The 16,673-nt window shown below is 71.2% G+C and carries 13 protein-coding genes and 1 pseudogene; 10 read left to right on the top strand and 4 right to left on the bottom strand.

The window, feature by feature from the left end; translation table 11 throughout:
• The 8 genes and pseudogenes from CCS38_RS07495 to CCS38_RS07530 all read left to right on the top strand — a co-directional run.
• A pseudogene (locus tag CCS38_RS07495) lies at positions 1-1,180 on the top strand (histidine kinase); the annotation flags it as partial.
• Positions 1,181-1,603 (top strand): roadblock/LC7 domain-containing protein, encoded by a 423-nt coding sequence (locus tag CCS38_RS07500; RefSeq protein ID WP_078888980.1) that lies wholly within the window; start codon positions 1,181-1,183, stop codon positions 1,601-1,603. It begins immediately after the preceding pseudogene.
• Positions 1,604-1,682: 79 nt separating this feature from the next.
• Positions 1,683-2,093 (top strand): DUF742 domain-containing protein, encoded by a 411-nt coding sequence (locus CCS38_RS07505; protein WP_030257983.1) that lies wholly within the window; start codon positions 1,683-1,685, stop codon positions 2,091-2,093.
• Entirely contained in the window at positions 2,074-2,652 is a 579-nt protein-coding gene (locus tag CCS38_RS07510) for a GTP-binding protein (RefSeq protein WP_031051534.1), read from the top strand. Before CCS38_RS07505 ends, CCS38_RS07510 begins: the two co-directional genes overlap by 20 nt.
• Positions 2,653-2,982: 330 nt before the next feature.
• Positions 2,983-6,141, top strand: a complete 3,159-nt coding sequence (locus CCS38_RS07515) for a sensor histidine kinase (protein WP_223732407.1) — start codon at positions 2,983-2,985, stop codon at positions 6,139-6,141.
• A 10-nt stretch (positions 6,142-6,151) separates the two neighbouring features.
• Positions 6,152-6,565, top strand: coding sequence for a roadblock/LC7 domain-containing protein (locus tag CCS38_RS07520; protein WP_030257992.1), 414 nt, complete (start codon positions 6,152-6,154; stop codon positions 6,563-6,565).
• Positions 6,566-6,649: 84 nt separating this feature from the next.
• The gene (locus CCS38_RS07525; RefSeq protein WP_223732408.1) at positions 6,650-7,261 is read left to right on the top strand and encodes a DUF742 domain-containing protein; all 612 of its coding nucleotides are present in this window, start codon (positions 6,650-6,652) and stop codon (positions 7,259-7,261) included.
• Positions 7,242-7,820 (top strand): GTP-binding protein, encoded by a 579-nt coding sequence (locus CCS38_RS07530; RefSeq protein WP_073447656.1) that lies wholly within the window; start codon positions 7,242-7,244, stop codon positions 7,818-7,820. The genes CCS38_RS07525 and CCS38_RS07530 overlap by 20 nt, the downstream gene beginning before the upstream one ends.
• Before the next feature lie 66 nt (positions 7,821-7,886).
• Here CCS38_RS07530 and CCS38_RS07535 read toward each other — a convergent pair whose 3' ends face one another.
• The gene (locus CCS38_RS07535; protein ID WP_223732409.1) at positions 7,887-9,665 is read right to left on the bottom strand and encodes a dihydroxyacetone kinase family protein; all 1,779 of its coding nucleotides are present in this window, start codon (positions 9,663-9,665) and stop codon (positions 7,887-7,889) included.
• A 200-nt stretch (positions 9,666-9,865) separates the two neighbouring features.
• On the opposite strand from CCS38_RS07535, the gene CCS38_RS07540 reads away from it, so the two are divergent.
• Positions 9,866-11,164, top strand: coding sequence for an MFS transporter (locus CCS38_RS07540; protein ID WP_223732410.1), 1,299 nt, complete (start codon positions 9,866-9,868; stop codon positions 11,162-11,164).
• A 62-nt stretch (positions 11,165-11,226) separates the two neighbouring features.
• Here the strand turns inward: CCS38_RS07540 and CCS38_RS07545 are convergent, their stop codons facing one another.
• The 3 genes from CCS38_RS07545 to CCS38_RS07555 form a co-directional block, all read right to left on the bottom strand.
• Positions 11,227-11,454 carry an acyl-CoA carboxylase epsilon subunit gene (locus tag CCS38_RS07545; protein ID WP_223732411.1) on the bottom strand — a complete coding sequence of 76 codons (228 nt, stop codon included), beginning with the start codon at positions 11,452-11,454 and terminating at the stop codon, positions 11,227-11,229.
• Between the two features lie 37 nt (positions 11,455-11,491).
• Positions 11,492-13,075: an acyl-CoA carboxylase subunit beta gene (locus tag CCS38_RS07550; RefSeq protein ID WP_223732412.1), complete on the bottom strand. Its 1,584-nt coding sequence runs from the start codon at positions 13,073-13,075 to the stop codon at positions 11,492-11,494.
• A 271-nt stretch (positions 13,076-13,346) separates the two neighbouring features.
• Positions 13,347-15,740, bottom strand: a complete 2,394-nt coding sequence (locus tag CCS38_RS07555; RefSeq protein WP_223732413.1) for a polysaccharide lyase 8 family protein — start codon at positions 15,738-15,740, stop codon at positions 13,347-13,349.
• 216 nt (positions 15,741-15,956) lie between these two features.
• On the opposite strand from CCS38_RS07555, the gene CCS38_RS07560 reads away from it, so the two are divergent.
• The gene (locus tag CCS38_RS07560) at positions 15,957-16,574 is read left to right on the top strand and encodes a YceI family protein (protein WP_223732414.1); all 618 of its coding nucleotides are present in this window, start codon (positions 15,957-15,959) and stop codon (positions 16,572-16,574) included.
• The last annotated feature ends 99 nt before the right edge of the window (positions 16,575-16,673 follow it).

The following is a 16,673-nucleotide window of genomic DNA, read 5'->3' on the forward strand; positions in this document are numbered from 1 at the left end:
CGCGGCGGAGTCCGCGCCGCGCCAGCCCGGCCAGCAGCCCGGCTCCAACTGGGGTGCGCGGCGCGAGCGCGGCGAGGCGGCCGGCGACTGGCCGCTGGCGCCCCGCCAGGGCCAGGACGACCACCCGCGCGGCCACGAGGAGCCGGAGAGCGCCGGCCAGTACGGCGGCTCCGAGATATCCGGCCAGTACCGGCGTCCCGAGTCCACCGGGCAGTTCGAGCGCCCGGCGGCCGGCGGTCCCGGTGACACGGCGCAGTTCGAGCGCCCGGACTTCGACGGCCGGCGCCCCGGCGCGAACGCCCCGGCGCGCGGCGCGTCCCCCGCACAGGGCTCCGCGCAGGACTCCCAGCCCCTGTGGAGCGGCGAGTTCGAGCTGCCCTCGGCGCCGTCGTCCGGCGCGCCCGCCGAGGAGGCGCCCGCGTCTCCCCCGGCGCCCGACCGGCCCACCAGCCCGATGTGGAGCGGCGAGTTCGTTCCGCAGTCCCCGCAGTCCGCGCAGGACGGCCGCCCCGCCGAGGAGAGCGCCCCGGCGCCCGCCCGCGGCGAGGAGGCCCCGGCGCGCGGCGGCCAGGCGTACGACAGCGACTCCTTCGGCCGCGACGACGCGTTCGGCCGGGACGGTGCCTTCGGGCGCGCTCCCCGGGCCGGCGAGGTCCCCGTACAGCAGCAGCCGTACTCCGCTCCGGACGACGCCGACCTGCTCGGCGGCCCCGCGCCGCGGAGCACGGGCGACGCGGGTTCGCCGATCTTCGACACGATCGAGTCGAATTGGTTCACCCAGCCGGGCGGCAGCGCGGCCGAGGAGCCCGTGAGCCGGCCGCAGAGCGCCCCGGAGGCGCCGCGGCTGCCCCGGCGCGAGCCGGCCGGCAACGGCGCTCAGGCGCAGGCCGAGTGGCGTTCCTCGCCCAATGACGACGTCTGGCGCCGGGCCGAGCAGGTCCGGCAGCCCGCGGCCGGCGGCATCACCACCTCCGGGCTGCCGCGCCGCGTCCCGCGTGCGAACCTCGTCGCAGGTACCGCGCAACAGGAGCAGCGCGCGGGCGGCCCACAGGTCTCCCGTTCGCCCGACGACGTGCGCGGCCGGCTGACCAATCTCCGCCGGGGCATCCAGCAGGGCCGGCAGGCCGGGCACACCGGCACGCACCCCATCGTGGACCCCACTCACCAGCAGGAGCGTTAGTTGAGTCCGATGAGCCAGGCGGCGCAGAACCTGAACTGGTTGATCACCAATTTCGTGGAGAACACCCCCGGGGTGTCCCACACGGTGGTCGTCTCGGTGGACGGTCTGCTGCTCGCGATGTCCGAGGGCTTCCCGCGGGACCGGGCCGACCAGCTCGCCGCGGTGGCCTCCGGGCTCACCTCCCTGACATCCGGCGCGTCCCGCATCTTCGAGGGCGGGAACGTCAACCAGACCGTGGTGGAGATGGAGCGCGGCTTCCTCTTCCTGATGTCGATCTCGGACGGATCGTCGCTGGCCGTGCTGGCGCACCCCGAGTGCGACATCGGCCTGGTCGGTTACGAGATGGCTCTGCTGGTCGACCGTGCGGGCGGCGTGCTGACGCCGGACCTGCGGGCCGAACTGCAGGGCAGCCTGCTGAACTGATCCGCCACCGACCCCACGTGCCGAAGAACCCCCCACCGGCCCGATCCGACGACAGCCAGTTGTCCAGCCCGGAGGACCCATGACCCCGCCACCCGCCTCGCCCGGCCCGTACGGCTATACCAGCGAGCCGTACGGCGACGACGGGGGCGACCAGCCACTGGTCCGCCCTTATGCGATGACCGGAGGCCGGACCCGGCCGCGCTACCAGCTCGCCATCGAGGCGCTGGTCAGCACCACGGCCGATCCCTCCCAGCTGCCCGGGCTGCTGCCGGAGCACCAGCGCATCTGCCATCTGTGCGCCGAGGTGAAGTCGGTGGCGGAGGTCTCCGCGCTGCTGCACATCCCGCTGGGGGTCGCCAGAATCCTGGTCGCCGACCTGGCCGAGGCCGGCATGGTGGCGATCCACCAGCCCGGCGGCAGCGGTGAGGCCGGCGGCACGCCCGATGTGACACTGCTGGAGAGGGTGCTCAGTGGACTTCGCAAGCTCTGACGCCGCGTCCCGTTCGACCACGTCCGCGAAGATCGTGGTGGCGGGCGGTTTCGGCGTGGGCAAAACCACCTTTGTCGGGGCGGTTTCCGAGATCAATCCGCTGCGTACCGAGGCCGTCATGACGTCCGCTTCCGCGGGCATCGACGATCTCAGTCACGTGCAGGACAAGACGACGACCACCGTCGCCATGGATTTCGGGCGTATCACCCTCGATCAGGATTTGATTCTTTATCTGTTCGGCACTCCCGGCCAGGACCGTTTCTGGTTCATGTGGGATGATCTGGTCCGCGGTGCGATCGGTGCCGTGGTACTCGTCGACACCCGCCGGCTCTCGGACTGCTTCCCCGCGGTCGACTACTTCGAGAACAGCGGACTGCCGTTCGTGATCGCGCTGAACGGATTCGACGGGCAGCAGCCGTACACCCCCGACGAGGTGCGCGAAGCGCTGCAGATCGGCCCCGACACGCCGATCATCACCACCGACGCCCGGCACCGCGGCGAGGCCAAGGGTGCCCTCATCACGCTCGTCGAACACGCTCTTATGGCGCGGCTCAAGTAACGCTGCCGTACAGCCAGTTGCGCCGGGGTGCGCTGTGTCCTTGGACACGCCGGGCCCCGGCGTTCATAACGTTTCGACAGAGAAATCCCGGGACCTCGACACCGGATGCGCACAGCTGGCTTCGCTGTGTTCACTTTGACCCCGGCTTTTGCCGTGCCTCGCCCTTAACGCCCCTTTTATCTGGCGTCCCGCAGGGCTTGCTCATCTTGTGCGCACTGTTTGGAACGCGCGGCCCTGACGTGCTGGAATTCGCTGAACTCCGGAGTAGGTAACGCCCAGAACGAAACGGCACAGCGAGATACGTGCCGGCGCCGAGAGGTTGTTGGTCGAGTGAGGCGAAGCAAGTCGGGCCCCGCGCCGCAGCAGGCGGCGCAGCGGGGCAACTTCACACCGCCGCCGCGTCATACGGCGTCGCCTTCCGACGCGCCTGAAAATCCGCTGAGCAGCCGGCCCGCGCGTGGCAACCGGATGTCCCCGCGCAACTGGCGTGTGGCCACCCGGCTGAACGCGATCCTGCTGCTTCCCGTCATCCTGGCGCTGATCTTCGCCGGGCTGCGGGTGAACGCCTCGGTCTCGACCTGGAGCGAGGCCCAGGACGCCGAGAACACCGCGAAGCTGGTCCAGGCGGCCGCCTCCTACGGCCAGGCCCTCGTCGACGAGCGGGACCGCACCGCCGCCCCGCTCCTCCAGGGCAAGCGCAACGACCCGGTCGTCCGGGACGCGCGGGCCGAGACCGACGCCGCCGCCGCCGACTTCCACGACGCGGTCAAGAGCATGCCCGACAAGCCGGGCCTGAAGCGCCGCCTCGCGGTCTTCGAGAAGGTCGAGCCCAAGCTGGAGGTGCTGCGCAAGGCCGCCTACACCTCGCAGCTCACCGGTGTGCAGACCGAAGAGGGCTACACCGAGGTCCAGCACCCGCTGATGGAGTTCTCCAACGAGCTGGGTCTGGGCACCGGCAACATCACCTCCTACGGACGCACGGTCTACGCCGTCTCGCTGGCGAAGGCCGCCACCTCCCTGCAGCGCTCCATCGGCACCCACCTGCTGGTGGACCCGGCGAGCAACGCCAAGGAGCGCAAGAAGCAGCTCACCGCGTTCGCGTCGTACGCCTACCTGGAGGGCATCGCCATCGGCGAGTACACCTCCGGCGGCACCCCCGAGGACATCGAGCGCCTGAAGAAGGACTCGGCGGCCCTCAAGAAGAAGGGCCAGCAGGAGGCGGCCAAGGCGCGGAAGCAGGCGATCGCGGCCGGCCGGCAGTTCCAGGCGCCGCCGTCCATCGACGCGATGGTCCAGGCGATCTCCTCCGGCGCCTCGCCGCAGCTGCTCGCCGCCAAGGGCGTCACGCCGGAGACCTGGTTCGCGGCGTCCACCGGCAAGTTCGACATGTACCGCGGCATCGAGGAGGACCTCGCCGACAAGGCGGTGGACGAGGCCGCGGCGATCGCCGACGACGCGCAGCAGACCACCTTCGTGGACTCCGGCGTCGCGCTCGGCGCGCTGATCATCGCCTTCCTCATCGCCGGCCTGATGGCCCGCTCGATGACCCGCAACATGCAGGAGCTGCGCACGGCCGCCTTCGGCATCGCCGAGCAGCGGCTGCCGATGCTGGTCGACCAGCTCTCCCGTACGGACCCGGGCCGGGTCGACACCCGCGTCAGGCCGATCCCGATCAACACCACCGACGAGATCGGCGAGGTCGCCCGCGCGTTCGACCAGGTCCACCGCGAGGCCGTGCGGCTCGCCGCCGAGCAGGCCCTGCTGCGGGGCAACGTCAACGCGATCTTCACCAACCTCTCGCGCCGTAACCAGGGCCTGGTCGAGCGCCAGCTGACGCTCATCACGGACCTGGAGAACAACGAGGCCGACCCGGACCAGCTGGAGAACCTCTTCCGCCTGGACCACCTCGCCACCCGTATGCGGCGCAACGGCGAGAACCTCCTCATCCTCGCGGGCGAGGAGCCCGGCCGCCGCTGGACCCAGCCGGTCCCGCTGATCGACGTGCTCCGCGCTGCCACCTCCGAGGTGGAGTCCTACGAGCGCATCGAGCTCCAGGGCTTCCCCGAGAGCGAGATCCACGGCCAGGCCGTGACCGACCTCGTGCACCTGCTCTCCGAGCTGCTGGAGAACGCCACCACGTTCTCCTCGCCGCAGACCAAGGTGCGGGTCACCGCGACCCGTCTCCCCGACGGCCGCGTGATGATCGAGATCCACGACAAGGGCATCGGGCTCACCCCCGAGGACTTCGCGGACATCAACCACAAGCTGGCCAACCCGCCGACCGTCGACATCGCGATCTCCCAGCGCATGGGGCTCTTCGTGGTCGGCCGGCTGGCGGACCGGCACGGCATCCGCGTCCAGCTGCGCCCCTCGGGCGAGCAGGCCGGCACCACCTCGCTGGTCATGCTGCCGGAGGCGATCACCCACGGCGGTGGCGGCGAGGACACCTTCGAGGACGACTTCACGGTCTCCCGGATCATGCCGGAGCACCCGCAGTCGTTCCAGCAGCCCGAGGACATCCGTACCGCGGCGGAGCTCGGCTTCGACGACCACTACCGGCCGTCGGACGACTCCGCCGACCTGGACCCCGTGGGCCGCTCGCTGCTCCGCGAGGAGCGCCGCGCGGCACTGGAAGCCCAGAACGGCGCACCGCGGCACGGTGCGCCCGGCCAGGAGCCCGCGCAGAGCCCGGCGCAGGACTTCGGCGGGCTCCCCCGGCGCGGGGAAGCGGAGCGCTCGGGCGGCGCGTACGACGGCTTCCAGGAGCAGCAGTACGCCCCCCAGGAGACCGCCGGGCAGCAGTCCTACGACGGACCTGCCGGCGCCTACGACGACCGTTCCTTCGGTGGTCAGAACCTGTTCGACCAGGGCTCTTCGGAGCGCACCGGCGAGCAGCCACAGTACTCCGCAGACGGCCGGCAGGGTCCGGGACGGAGCGAACCGGCTCCGTTCCAGGGCTACTTCGGCGGTCAAGCGGAATCGGACCACAATGGTCCCGACGCTCCCGCGCAGCCGCAGGAACGCGTAGCATTCGATCGTCCGGGTCCCACCCCGAGCGAAACCCACTCCCTGACCGACGCCGGCCTTCCGCGCCGCGGAGGTGACAAGGCCCCCGGTCAGCAGGAGTGGCAGCAGCCCGAGGAGCCGGCGTCGCCCCCGCAACAGCGGAGCACGTCGGAGGACAGCTTTGGTTGGCGTACTGCCAACGATGAGCGCTGGCAGCGGGCGGAGCAGCTTCGCGAGCCGAAGGCAGGCGGGATCACCTCCTCCGGTCTCCCCCGGCGGGTGCCCAAGGCCAATTTGGTCGAGGGCACGGCGGAGCAGACCCCGCAGGGCGGCCCCCAGGTCTCCCGTGCGCCCGAGGACGTCCGGGGCAGGCTGAGCAACCTGCGCCGCGGTGTCCAGCAGGGACGCAGTGCCGGTATGGAGTCACCCAAGAATGACCAACAGGGCTTCGGCCCCGGCAGCACCTACGATCAGGAGCGTTAGTGTGAGCCCGATGAGCCAGGCGGCGCAGAACCTGAACTGGTTGATCACCAACTTCGTGGACAACACCCCCGGTGTGTCCCACACGGTCGTGGTCTCCGCAGACGGTCTCCTCCTCGCCATGTCCGAGGGTTTCCCTCGGGACAGAGCCGATCAGTTGGCGGCGGTGGCCTCCGGGCTCACCTCGCTGACCTCGGGTGCCTCCCGCATTTTCGAAGGCGGGAGCGTCAACCAGACCGTGGTGGAGATGGAGCGCGGGTTCCTCTTCATCATGTCCGTCTCGGACGGATCGTCGCTGGCCGTACTGGCGCACCCCGAGTGCGACATCGGCCTCGTCGGTTACGAGATGGCTCTGCTGGTCGACCGCGCGGGCAGTGTTCTCACTCCCGACCTGCGCGCCGAACTGCAGGGCAGCCTTCTCAACTGACAGACAGGCAGTGCGTTTCTCGCCACCGCACCATAGGGTGCGGTGGCGCGACCGGCGTCGGATTGGCAAGTTGGAGGAGGAAACGTGGCCACGCCCCCTAGCGGATACCCGTACGATTCCGGGCATCCGCCCGAGTCGCAGGGCGAAACCCAGTACAACCGCTTCAACTTCCCGTCCGCGCCGAGTCGTCGGCAGCCGCGGCCCGCGCCGCAGCAGCAGCCCTACGACACGACGTACGGCAGTCCCTCACCGTCGCCCTACGGCTACGGCGACGAGGGGCCCCGGGTGCCGCGGATAGAACCGGTGCAGCCGCCGCAGCGGCGCGCCGAGCCGTCGGCACCGACCGGCGGCGCGCAGAACCCGCTGGTCCGCCCGTACGCCATGACCGGGGGCCGCACCCGGCCGCGCTACCAGCTCGCCATCGAGGCACTGGTGCACACCACGGCCGGGCAGGCTCAGCTGCAGGGCCAGCTGCCGGAGCATCAGCGCATCTGCCATCTGTGCCGCGAGATCAAGTCGGTCGCCGAGATCTCCGCGCTCCTCTCCATCCCCCTCGGCGTCGCCCGGATCCTCGTCGCCGACCTGGCGGAGGCCGGACTCGTCGCCATCCATCAGCCCGGCGGTGACGAGTCCGCCGGCGGACAGCCAGATGTGACACTGCTCGAAAGGGTGCTCAGTGGACTTCGCAAGCTCTAGCGGTGCAGCCCGCTCCACCACCTCCGCGAAGATCGTGGTGGCGGGCGGCTTCGGCGTGGGCAAGACGACCTTCGTCGGGGCCGTCTCCGAGATCAATCCGCTGCGTACCGAAGCCGTGATGACCTCCGCCTCGGCGGGCATCGACGACCTGACGCACGCGCCGGACAAGACCACCACGACGGTGGCGATGGACTTCGGCCGTATCACGCTGGACCAGGACCTGATCCTGTACCTCTTCGGTACGCCCGGTCAGGACCGGTTCTGGTTCATGTGGGACGACCTGGTCCGCGGCGCGATCGGCGCCGTGGTGCTGGTGGACACCCGCCGCCTGGCGGACTGTTTCCCGGCGGTCGACTACTTCGAGAACAGCGGCCTGCCGTTCGTCATCGCCCTCAACGGCTTCGACGGACACCAGCCGTACACGCCGGACGAGGTCCGTGAGGCCCTCCAGATCGGCCCGGACGCACCGATCATCACGACGGACGCACGGCATCGCAGCGAGGCCAAGAGCGCGCTCATCACGCTCGTGGAACACGCGCTGATGGCGCGGCTTCGCTGACGCCGACGGCCCGCCCGTACGCGAAGGGCCCCGCACACCATGGTGTGCGGGGCCCTTCGCGCGCCGTCAGCGGAGCGTGCCGCCCACGGCGGTGACGATCATCGCCAGGGACGTCGCTCCGGCGTCGGCGTGGCCGTAACCGAGGTCGCCCATGCGGGCCGCGCGGCCCCGGGCCGGCACGAGTTCCGCCGTCGCGGCTGCCGCCTTCGTCGCGGCCTCGGCCGCGGCCCGCCACGCGGCAGCGAGCGGCTCACCCGTACGATTCGCGAGTTCCGCCCGGAACGGGTCCACCGCATCCAGCAGGGTCTTCTCACCGACCTGCGCGCCGCCCAGCTCGCTCACCGCCCGCTGCGCCGCGGCCACCGCCTCCGCCAGCAGCTCAGTGCTGCAGGCGGCACCCTCCGGAGCCCGTACGAGGACCGCGCCGGTCTCTGCCAGCAGCGCCCCGTACAGCGCGCCCGAGGCTCCCCCGGAGGCGTCGGCGAGGGCGAGACCGGCGGACAGCAGAGCGGCACCCGCCGAGAGCGGGTCCCCGGCCGGCCCCGGCTCCGCCGCGCGCGCCGCGGCCACCGCCGCCCGCAGCCCGCGGACGATCCCGATGCCGTGGTCCCCGTCGCCCGCGACCGCGTCCAGCCGCCCCAGCTCGTCCTCGTTCGCCGCGACCAGGTCCAGCGCGGCCTGCAGCGCTGCCGTGGCGGGCAGATCGGCGGCGGACGGCCCGGCCTGCGCCTGCGCCTGCTCCCGCTCCTGCTCCGCGGCGGCCGCCGGGGCCTCCCGTACGTCGTCGGCGTCCCTGCGGGGCCCCGGCAGGCTGCGGAAGGCCGGGGTGTCGCACGGCGCGTCGTACAGCTCGGCCAGTTCCTCGTCGAGGACCATCACCGACAGCGAGACGCCCGCCATGTCGAAGGAGGTGACGAACTCGCCGACCTCCGGCCGGAAGGGCGTCAGCCCGGCCTCCTTCAGACGCCGGTTGACCTGCCGGAAGACGACGAACATCTCCTCGTACTTGGTCCGGCCCAGGCCGTTGAGCAGCACCGCGACCCGGCCGTTGCCGTCCGCGGGCGGCCGGGGCAGCTCCGGGAGGAGGTTGTCGACCAGCTCGTCGGCGAGTTCGGTCGCGGTGAGGCTGCGGGTGGTGCGCAGGCCGGGCTCGCCGTGGATGCCCATGCCCAGCTCGGTGGTGCCCTTGTTCACGGTGAACAGCGGCTCGCTCGCACCGGGCAGCGTGCAGCCGGAAAAGGCGGCACCGAAGGTGCGGGTCATCGCGTTGGCGCGGGCCGCGAGCGCGGCCACGCTCTCCAGGTCGTCGCCGCGCTCGGCCGCCGCGCCCGCCACCTTGAAGACGAAGAAGTCACCGGCCACCCCGCGCCGGTCGCGCGAGGGGTCGATCTCCTGGCCCTCGACCGGCGGCGGGCCGCTGGCCACGTCGTCGGTGACCAGGACGGTACGTACGGGCACGCCCTCGGCGGCGAGCCGGCGCGCGGCCAGCCCGAAGTGCATCACGTCGCCGGCGTAGTTCCCGTAGGACATCAGCACCCCGGCGCCGCCGTCGGCGGCCTTGGCGGTGCGGTAGATCTGCTCGGCGCTGGGGCTGGCGAAGACGTCGCCGACCGCGGCGGCGTCCGCGAGCCCGGGACCGACCAGTCCGGCGAAGGCCGGGTAGTGGCCGGAGCCGCCGCCGATGACGACGGCGACCCTGCCGGGGCGCGGGGCGTGGCGGCCGACCACGCCGAAGGTGCCGGGGACCCGCCGGAGCGTGCGCGCGTACGCGTCGGCCAGTCCTTCCAGCCAGTCCTCGCGGAAGGTCGCGGCGTTGTGTCCGAGGCCGTCGGGGGTCGTGGTCATCAGGGCACACTCCTTTGTTCTGTCCCTGTTGGATTTAACACCCAGATCACAGATCCGTCACCCCTGGGGCCGGAAATCACGCTCAGTGCTGTGAGAACCACGGCCAAGAAAACTCAGCATCACATCTTGCTTGTGAAGTTCACAGGATTCATGCTGCTGATATCCCACCTTCACCACCCTCGCTCCAACGGAGGCGCGACATGGCTCCACCACCGGCGCTCTCACTGGCCGACCGCCTCGGCATCCCCAAGGCGCTGGTCTACGGCTACCTCGGCGTCCTGCTCTTCATGATCGGCGACGGCGTCGAATCGGGGTTCATCGCGCCGTACATGGCGGACCACGGCGCCGGCACCGAGGTGCACGCCTCCTACGTCATCACCGCCTACGGCGTCACGGTCATGCTCGCCTCCTGGCTCTCCGGCGCACTGTCGGACCTGTGGGGACCGCGCCGGGTGATGCAGCTGGGCCTGGCGATCTGGATCGTCTTCGACGTCCTCTTCCTCGTCTTCGCGCTCGGTCCCGAGAACTACCCGCTGATGCTGGTCTTCTACGGCCTGCGGGGCTTCGGCTACCCGCTGTTCGCCTTCGGATTCCTGGTCTGGATCACGGCGACGGCGCCCATGGCACGGATGGGTGCCGCGGTCGGCTGGTTCTACATGGCCTTCACCGGCGGCCTGCCCACGCTGGGGTCGGTGGTGGCCGGCGCCACCAACCCGGTCTTCGGCCCGTTCGGCACGCTGTGGGTGGCGCTCGGCATCATCGCGCTCGGCGGCGCCTTCTGCATGTTCGGCGTGAAGGAGCGGACCGGCTTCTCCCGGCTGGCACCGCCCGAGGTCAAGCCGGTCCAGTCGCTGGTCTCCAGCCTCTCCATCGCCTGGACCCACCCCAAGGTCGCGGTCGGCTGCGTGGTGCGGATCATCAACACCGCGCCCGAGTTCGGCTTCCTGGTGTTCCTGCCCACCGTCTTCGGCAAGGAACTGGGCTTCGGCGAGGGCCGCTGGCTGACCCTGCTCGCCGTGATCTACGGCACGAACGTCGTCTTCAACCTGATCTTCGGCGTCATCGGCGACAGGATCGGCTGGCGGAAGACCATCGCCACGTTCGGCGGCCTGGGCTGCGCCGTCACGACACTGACGCTGTACTTCGTGCCGCAGGCCGCCGGCAGCAACTACCCGGTCGCGATCGTCTGCGGCATGCTCTACGGCATCACCCTGGCCGGCTTCGTCCCCATCTCCGCGCTGATCCCGGCGCTGGCCCCGGAGAACAAGGGCGGCGCGATGGCCCTGCTGAACCTCGGCGCGGGCGGCGCGGCGTTCGTCGGCCCGGCGATCGTCAGCCTCTTCCTGACCCCGGTCGGCCCGGCCGGCGTCGTCATCATCTTCGCCGCGCTCTACGTCGTCTCCTCGCTGCTCACGCTGTACCTGAAGATCCCGGAGCACCAGGAGGGGGCCGTTTCCCCGGCGGCCACCACGACGGAACCGGCCGCGGTACGGGCCTGACCCTTACGCGAAGGGGCCCCGGCACACCTGGTGGTGTGCCGGGGCCCCTTCGTCGTCGCGTATCAGCCCTGCCAGGAGCGCGCGCCGCGGAAGCCGCGCTGGCGCTCCAGCCGGCGCCAGCGCGCGGCCGTGGCGTGCGGCTGCGCCGGGAGCGCGGCCGGCTGGTGGGCGGCGCGGGCGAGCAGCACCGCGGTCAGCGCGGCGAGCTCCTCCTCGCTGGCCTCGCCCTTCTCGACGCGGACCAGGGAACGGTCGGAGGTATCGGCAGGATTCACTTTCGTCGTCTCCAAGGTCGCAGGGTGGCTGCGGTACAGAGCGGTGGCGGAATTACTGCGGCGGGTTGCCGTGCTTGCGGGCCGGCAGGTCGGCGTGCTTGGAGCGGAGCATGGCCAGCGAGCGGATCAGCACCTCGCGGGTCTCGGCCGGGTCGATCACGTCGTCGACGAGGCCGCGCTCGGCCGCGTAGTACGGGTGCATCAGCTCGGACTTGTACTCCTTGACCATCCGGGCCCGCATGGTCTCCGGGTCGTCCGCCTCGGCGATCTGCTTGCGGAAGATCACGTTGGCCGCGCCCTCGGCGCCCATCACCGCGATCTCGTTGGTCGGCCAGGCATAGGTGAGGTCGGCGCCGATGGACTGGGAGTCCATGACGATGTAGGCACCGCCGTACGCCTTGCGCAGCACGACCGAGATCCGCGGCACGGTGGCGTTGCAGTACGCGTACAGCAGCTTGGCGCCGTGCCGGATGATGCCGCCGTGCTCCTGGTCGACGCCCGGCAGGAAGCCGGGGACGTCCAGCAGCGTGAGGATCGGGATATTGAAAGCATCGCACATCTGGACGAAACGGGCAGCCTTTTCCGACGCCTCGATGTCCAGCACGCCCGCCAGCGACTGCGGCTGGTTGGCGACGATGCCGACGACCTCGCCGTCCATGCGGGACAGCGCGCAGATGATGTTGGTCGCCCAGCGCTCGTGGACCTCCAGGAACTCGCCGTCGTCGACGAGCTCCTCGATGACCTTGCGCATGTCGTACGGGCGGTTGCCGTCGGCCGGCACCAGGTCCAGCAGCGCGTCACCGGCGCGCTCCGCCGGGTCGTCACAGGGGACGGACGGCGGGTTCTCGCGGTTGTTGGACGGCAGCAGGGCGAGGAGGTAGCGGACCTCCTCCAGGCAGGTGGCCTCGTCGTCGTACGCGAAGTGGCAGACACCCGAGGTCTCGGCGTGCACGTCCGCGCCGCCCAGCCCGTTCTGGGTGATCTCCTCGCCGGTCACCGCACGGACCACGTCCGGCCCGGTGATGAACATCTGTGAGGTCTCCCGGACCATGAACACGAAGTCCGTGAGGGCGGGGCTGTAGGCCGCGCCGCCCGCGCACGGGCCCAGCATCACCGAGATCTGCGGGATCACGCCCGACGCCTTGGTGTTGCGCTGGAAGATGCCGCCGTACCCGGCGAGCGCCGAGACGCCCTCCTGGATACGCGCACCCGCGCCGTCGTTCAGCGACACCAGCGGCGCACCGGCCTGAATGGCCATGTCCATGATCTTGTGGATCTTCGTGGCGTGGGCCTCGCCCAGCGCGCCGCCGAAGATCCGGAAGTCGTGCGCGTACACGAACACGGTCCGGCCGTGCACCGTGCCCCAGCCCGTGATCACACCATCGGTGTAGGGCTTCTTGTTCTCCAGCCCGAAGCCGGTCGCCCGGTGCCGGCGCAGCGGCTCCACCTCGTTGAACGACCCCTCGTCCAGCAGGAGGTCGATTCGCTCGCGGGCGGTGAGCTTGCCCTTGGCGCGCTGGGCCTCGGTGGCGCGCTCACTCGGGCCTCGCCGGGCCTGCTCACGGATCGCGTGCAGCTCGGCGACGCGCCCGCGGGCGTCGTTCGCCTCGGCGGGCGCATCTTCGACAGTGGTCATGCATCGACGGTACGCGGACACCTGGTCATGAACCGATGTCGGTTTCTCACAACGTCGAGCACGATTTCGTGGGCAGGCAGGACAGAACCACGCTGTACGGGGGACGCGGCGGCGGCACGGACACGCGGGAGCGGTTTCCGGTCGCTGTACAGGACCCACAAAAGACACCGGTGTGGTCTTGTGGCGGTCCGCCGGTTGACCGCACATCCCGGCCACCGGGCCGCGCCCCGCGGGGCGGCGCGCGATCCCCCGCACGCGGCCCACGGCCGGGTCAGTGTGTAGTGACCGTACAGGTATGCGTGGCGCAGACCGTTCCCGGACTGATCCGCAGCCGCAGCCGGCGGCCCGTCTCCAGGACCGTGACGCCGGGCCCGGCGCTCACCGCCTCGCGTACCGGGCGGTCCCAGACGATCTCCAGCGGCCGCCCCGTGCGCGGCGGCTCCGCCACGCACAGCGTCGCCGTCCCGCCGCGCCGGCGCACCAGCACGGACGACGGCGCCGAGGCGGTCAGCGACCCCGCTGTCCCGGCCGTCCAGAAGTTCGCCGCGGTCACACCGAGCGCGAGCACCTCCACCGCCTGCGCCGCGCCCGTATTGGCGGTGATCCGCAGCCAGTGCCGGTCGGCGGCGCGGGCCGCGAGGGTGCGCGGCCCGGCCCCCGGCATCAGCAGATAGGCGTACGAGGCGTCCGCCGGGTCCGTGCCGTGGTCCCGCCAGAGCGTGAGATAGCGGCGGGTGACACGCTCCGGCGACGAGCCCGTGTTGATGTCGCGCCAGGCGCCCGTGCGCGCCTCGCGCAGCGCCCGGAGCTGCATGCCGCCGGGGAAGATGTAGCCGCCGTGCCCCTGGAGGTGCGCCCAGCGGGCCCGCGGGAAGACGCCGGTCCAGCCGGTGGTCACGGGCTGGGGGACGCCGTCGACGGTGAGGGCCGGGCTCCCCGAGGCACCGAGATTGCGGTTGTCGACGATCGTCTCGGCGGGCACGCCGTCCCGGCCGGTGATGCCCGCGCCGAGGCAGACGACGGTGTCGGAGAGGCAGAACCAGGACTTCTTGGCGCGCAGCGTCGAGGAGAGCCCGCGCACGTCCTGCCCGATGGCGGCGAACTCGCCGTCCGTGGTGCCGCCCACCCATGTCGCGGCGGGCTTGGGCTCGCCCCAGCCGCCGCCCTCGTTGTCGGCGAGCCGCTTGGTGGAAACAGTCGTCCCCGGGAGGCGGTACGGATCCACCGTCGGCCAGAAGAAGTCGGTGTAATGGCCGCCGCCGTAGTCCGCGCCCCACCAGTAGAGCATTCCGGCGCCGGTGTGCCAGCCGCGCGGATTCTCGCCGTTGCCGTTCTCGTAGTACGCGATCCGGTCCGAGGCCATGGAGATGTTGGCGGCGAAGCCGGGGCGGCGGTGCACCGCACGGTCCATGGCGGGGAAGAGCTTGTGCGCGACCGGCTCGGGCGCGGCGGTGCCGGGCCCGGCGGCCACGGCGGCCAGCCGGGCGGCGTCCGCGACCGTGAACTGACGGTCGGTCAGCACGTCCAGCGTGGTGTCCCGCTCGATCCAGCCCTTCAGCAGCGCGTGCCAGCGGTCGCGCTCGGCGGCGGAGGCGCCCTGCGCCAGTATGGCGACCGCGGCCAGCAGCGCGTGCCCGTGAAAGTGGTCGCTGCGCATCACCTTGCGGTCGTCATTGAGCAGGTAACCACGGCTTATGGCGCGCCCGTTGACGCTGTCCATCATCAGGCCGTTGTGCAGCAGCGGCGCGTAGGCGTTCTCGACGCTGTCGAAGACGATCTGCCGCTTCGGGTCGATCACCTCCCAGCTGCTGCCCCGCAGCAGCGTAAACAGCCGCCCGAGCCCGTCGAGCAGCACGTACCCGTACGTCCCCGAGTACGCGACCCAGGTGTGCTGGATGAACGATCCGTCGGCGTACAGCCCGTCACCCTTCTGCACGTACGGGAAGACCGGCGAGAGCGCGTCGCGGGCCAGCGCGATCTTCTCCGGCGCCCGGCCGAGGACGCCGCGCAGGGCGACCACCCGGCAGAGGTCGACACGGTTGGCGCCGGTACTCGTACCCGTGTAGTCGCCGAGCATCGAGTCCGGTACGAAGTGGTCGACGGCGGCGAGGTAGGCGGCACGCTGGGCGTCGGTCAGCCGGTCGTGCAGGATCGCGACGGTGTCCAGCAGCAGCCGGGGGCTGCCGATCTGCCACTCCCACCAGTTGCCGTACCGGGTCGTGGCGGGGTTGTAGACCCGCGCCTCCAGATGGTCGAGCCCCTTGATCACGTCGTCGGCGAGCGCGGCGTCCCCGGTGAGCCCGGTGCCGTCCTGCGCGTACGCCTGCGCCATGACGTTCAGCCGGCTGTAGCTCTGGGTGATGCCGGCCGGCGGGTCGAAGGGGTGGCCGGGCCAGAGCGAGCCGTCGGCGGGCGCCATGTCGGCGCGGAAGCGCCGGGCGAGGTCGCCGGTCTCCTTCAGGCGGGAGGCGTACGGCTCGGCGCCCGGGTCGTACCCCGTACCGAGCTGAAGCTCCAGCCAGCGCCGCCGCAGGGTGGCGAACTCGTCGCCGGCCGCGTCGGCGCGGGCCTCCGGAACGGGCGGGGCGAGGGCGAACGCGGCGGCTCCCGCGCTGCTCAGGGCGAGAAAGCCTCTGCGGGACCAGTGGGGAGTACGGGCACTCAAGGGGGCCTCCTGCGGCGGACCGGTACGGCGGTGGACTCGGCTTGGCTGTGCAGGTGGGGCACTCCGATCATGCCCTACGCGCACGACTCGCGGGCACCCCTCGGACGTAAAGGTTGAAAATTGAACGAGAACGCGCTACGGTCGTTTTCGTTGAAGGTTAAACAAACTTTCTCGCCACCCCCGAGGTCTCCCCGACCCGTCCCCCGAGGAGGAGCCATGGCTCTGTTCAACCGCAAGCGCACCGCCGAGACCGCTGCCCCCGCCGCCACCGCGACCCTCGTGGCGGACCCGGCGCTGGCCGCCCTGACCGGCGACTACACCATCGACCCGGCGCACAGCAGCATCGGCTTCACGGTGCGCCACGCCATGGTCACCAACGTCCGCGGCTCCTTCGCCGAGCACGAGGGCACGCTGCATCTCGACGGCGCGAACCCGGCCGCCTCGACCGCGAACATCGATGTGAAGATCGACAGCATCGACACCGGCATCGCGGACCGCGACGGCCACCTGAAGAGTGCCGACTTCTTCGACGCCGAGCAGTTCCCGCTGATGACCTTCCGGTCCGTCGGTGTCGAGCAGGTCGGCGCCGAGACGTACCGCGTCACCGGCAACCTCACGATCAAGGACGTCACCAAGCCGCTCGCCATCGACCTGGAGTTCAACGGCGCGGCCACCGACGTCTACGGCGCCCAGCGCGTGGGCTTCGAGGGCAGCACCGAGATCCTGCGCTCGGACTGGGGCCTGACCTGGAACGCGGCGCTGGAGACGGGCGGCGTGATGGTCAGCGACAAGGTGAAGCTGAACTTCGACATCTCGGCGGTCAAGGCGGGCTGACCTTTCCGCCGCTTTCCGTGGCAGGGCCCCTCCCTCTCCCCGAACCGAACCCGGGGATGAGGGAGGGGCCCCATCCGTCCGCCCCCTCAGTGGCAAGGC

The organism is Streptomyces purpurogeneiscleroticus (assembly GCF_020024005.1).
Classification (GTDB): domain Bacteria; phylum Actinomycetota; class Actinomycetes; order Streptomycetales; family Streptomycetaceae; genus Streptomyces; species Streptomyces purpurogeneiscleroticus.

Bases quoted from the DNA above. Each gene is read 5' to 3' on its own strand.
- CCS38_RS07505 (WP_030257983.1), top strand. From the start codon at position 1,683: ATGACCCCGCCACCCGCCTCGCCCGGCCCGTACGGCTATACCAGCGAG.
- CCS38_RS07535 (WP_223732409.1), bottom strand. From the start codon at position 9,665: ATGACCACGACCCCCGACGGCCTCGGACACAACGCCGCGACCTTCCGC.
- CCS38_RS07560 (WP_223732414.1), top strand. From the start codon at position 15,957: ATGGCTCTGTTCAACCGCAAGCGCACCGCCGAGACCGCTGCCCCCGCC.
- CCS38_RS07550 (WP_223732412.1), bottom strand. From the start codon at position 13,075: ATGACCACTGTCGAAGATGCGCCCGCCGAGGCGAACGACGCCCGCGGG.
- CCS38_RS07540 (WP_223732410.1), top strand. From the start codon at position 9,866: ATGGCTCCACCACCGGCGCTCTCACTGGCCGACCGCCTCGGCATCCCC.
- CCS38_RS07520 (WP_030257992.1), top strand. From the start codon at position 6,152: ATGAGCCAGGCGGCGCAGAACCTGAACTGGTTGATCACCAACTTCGTG.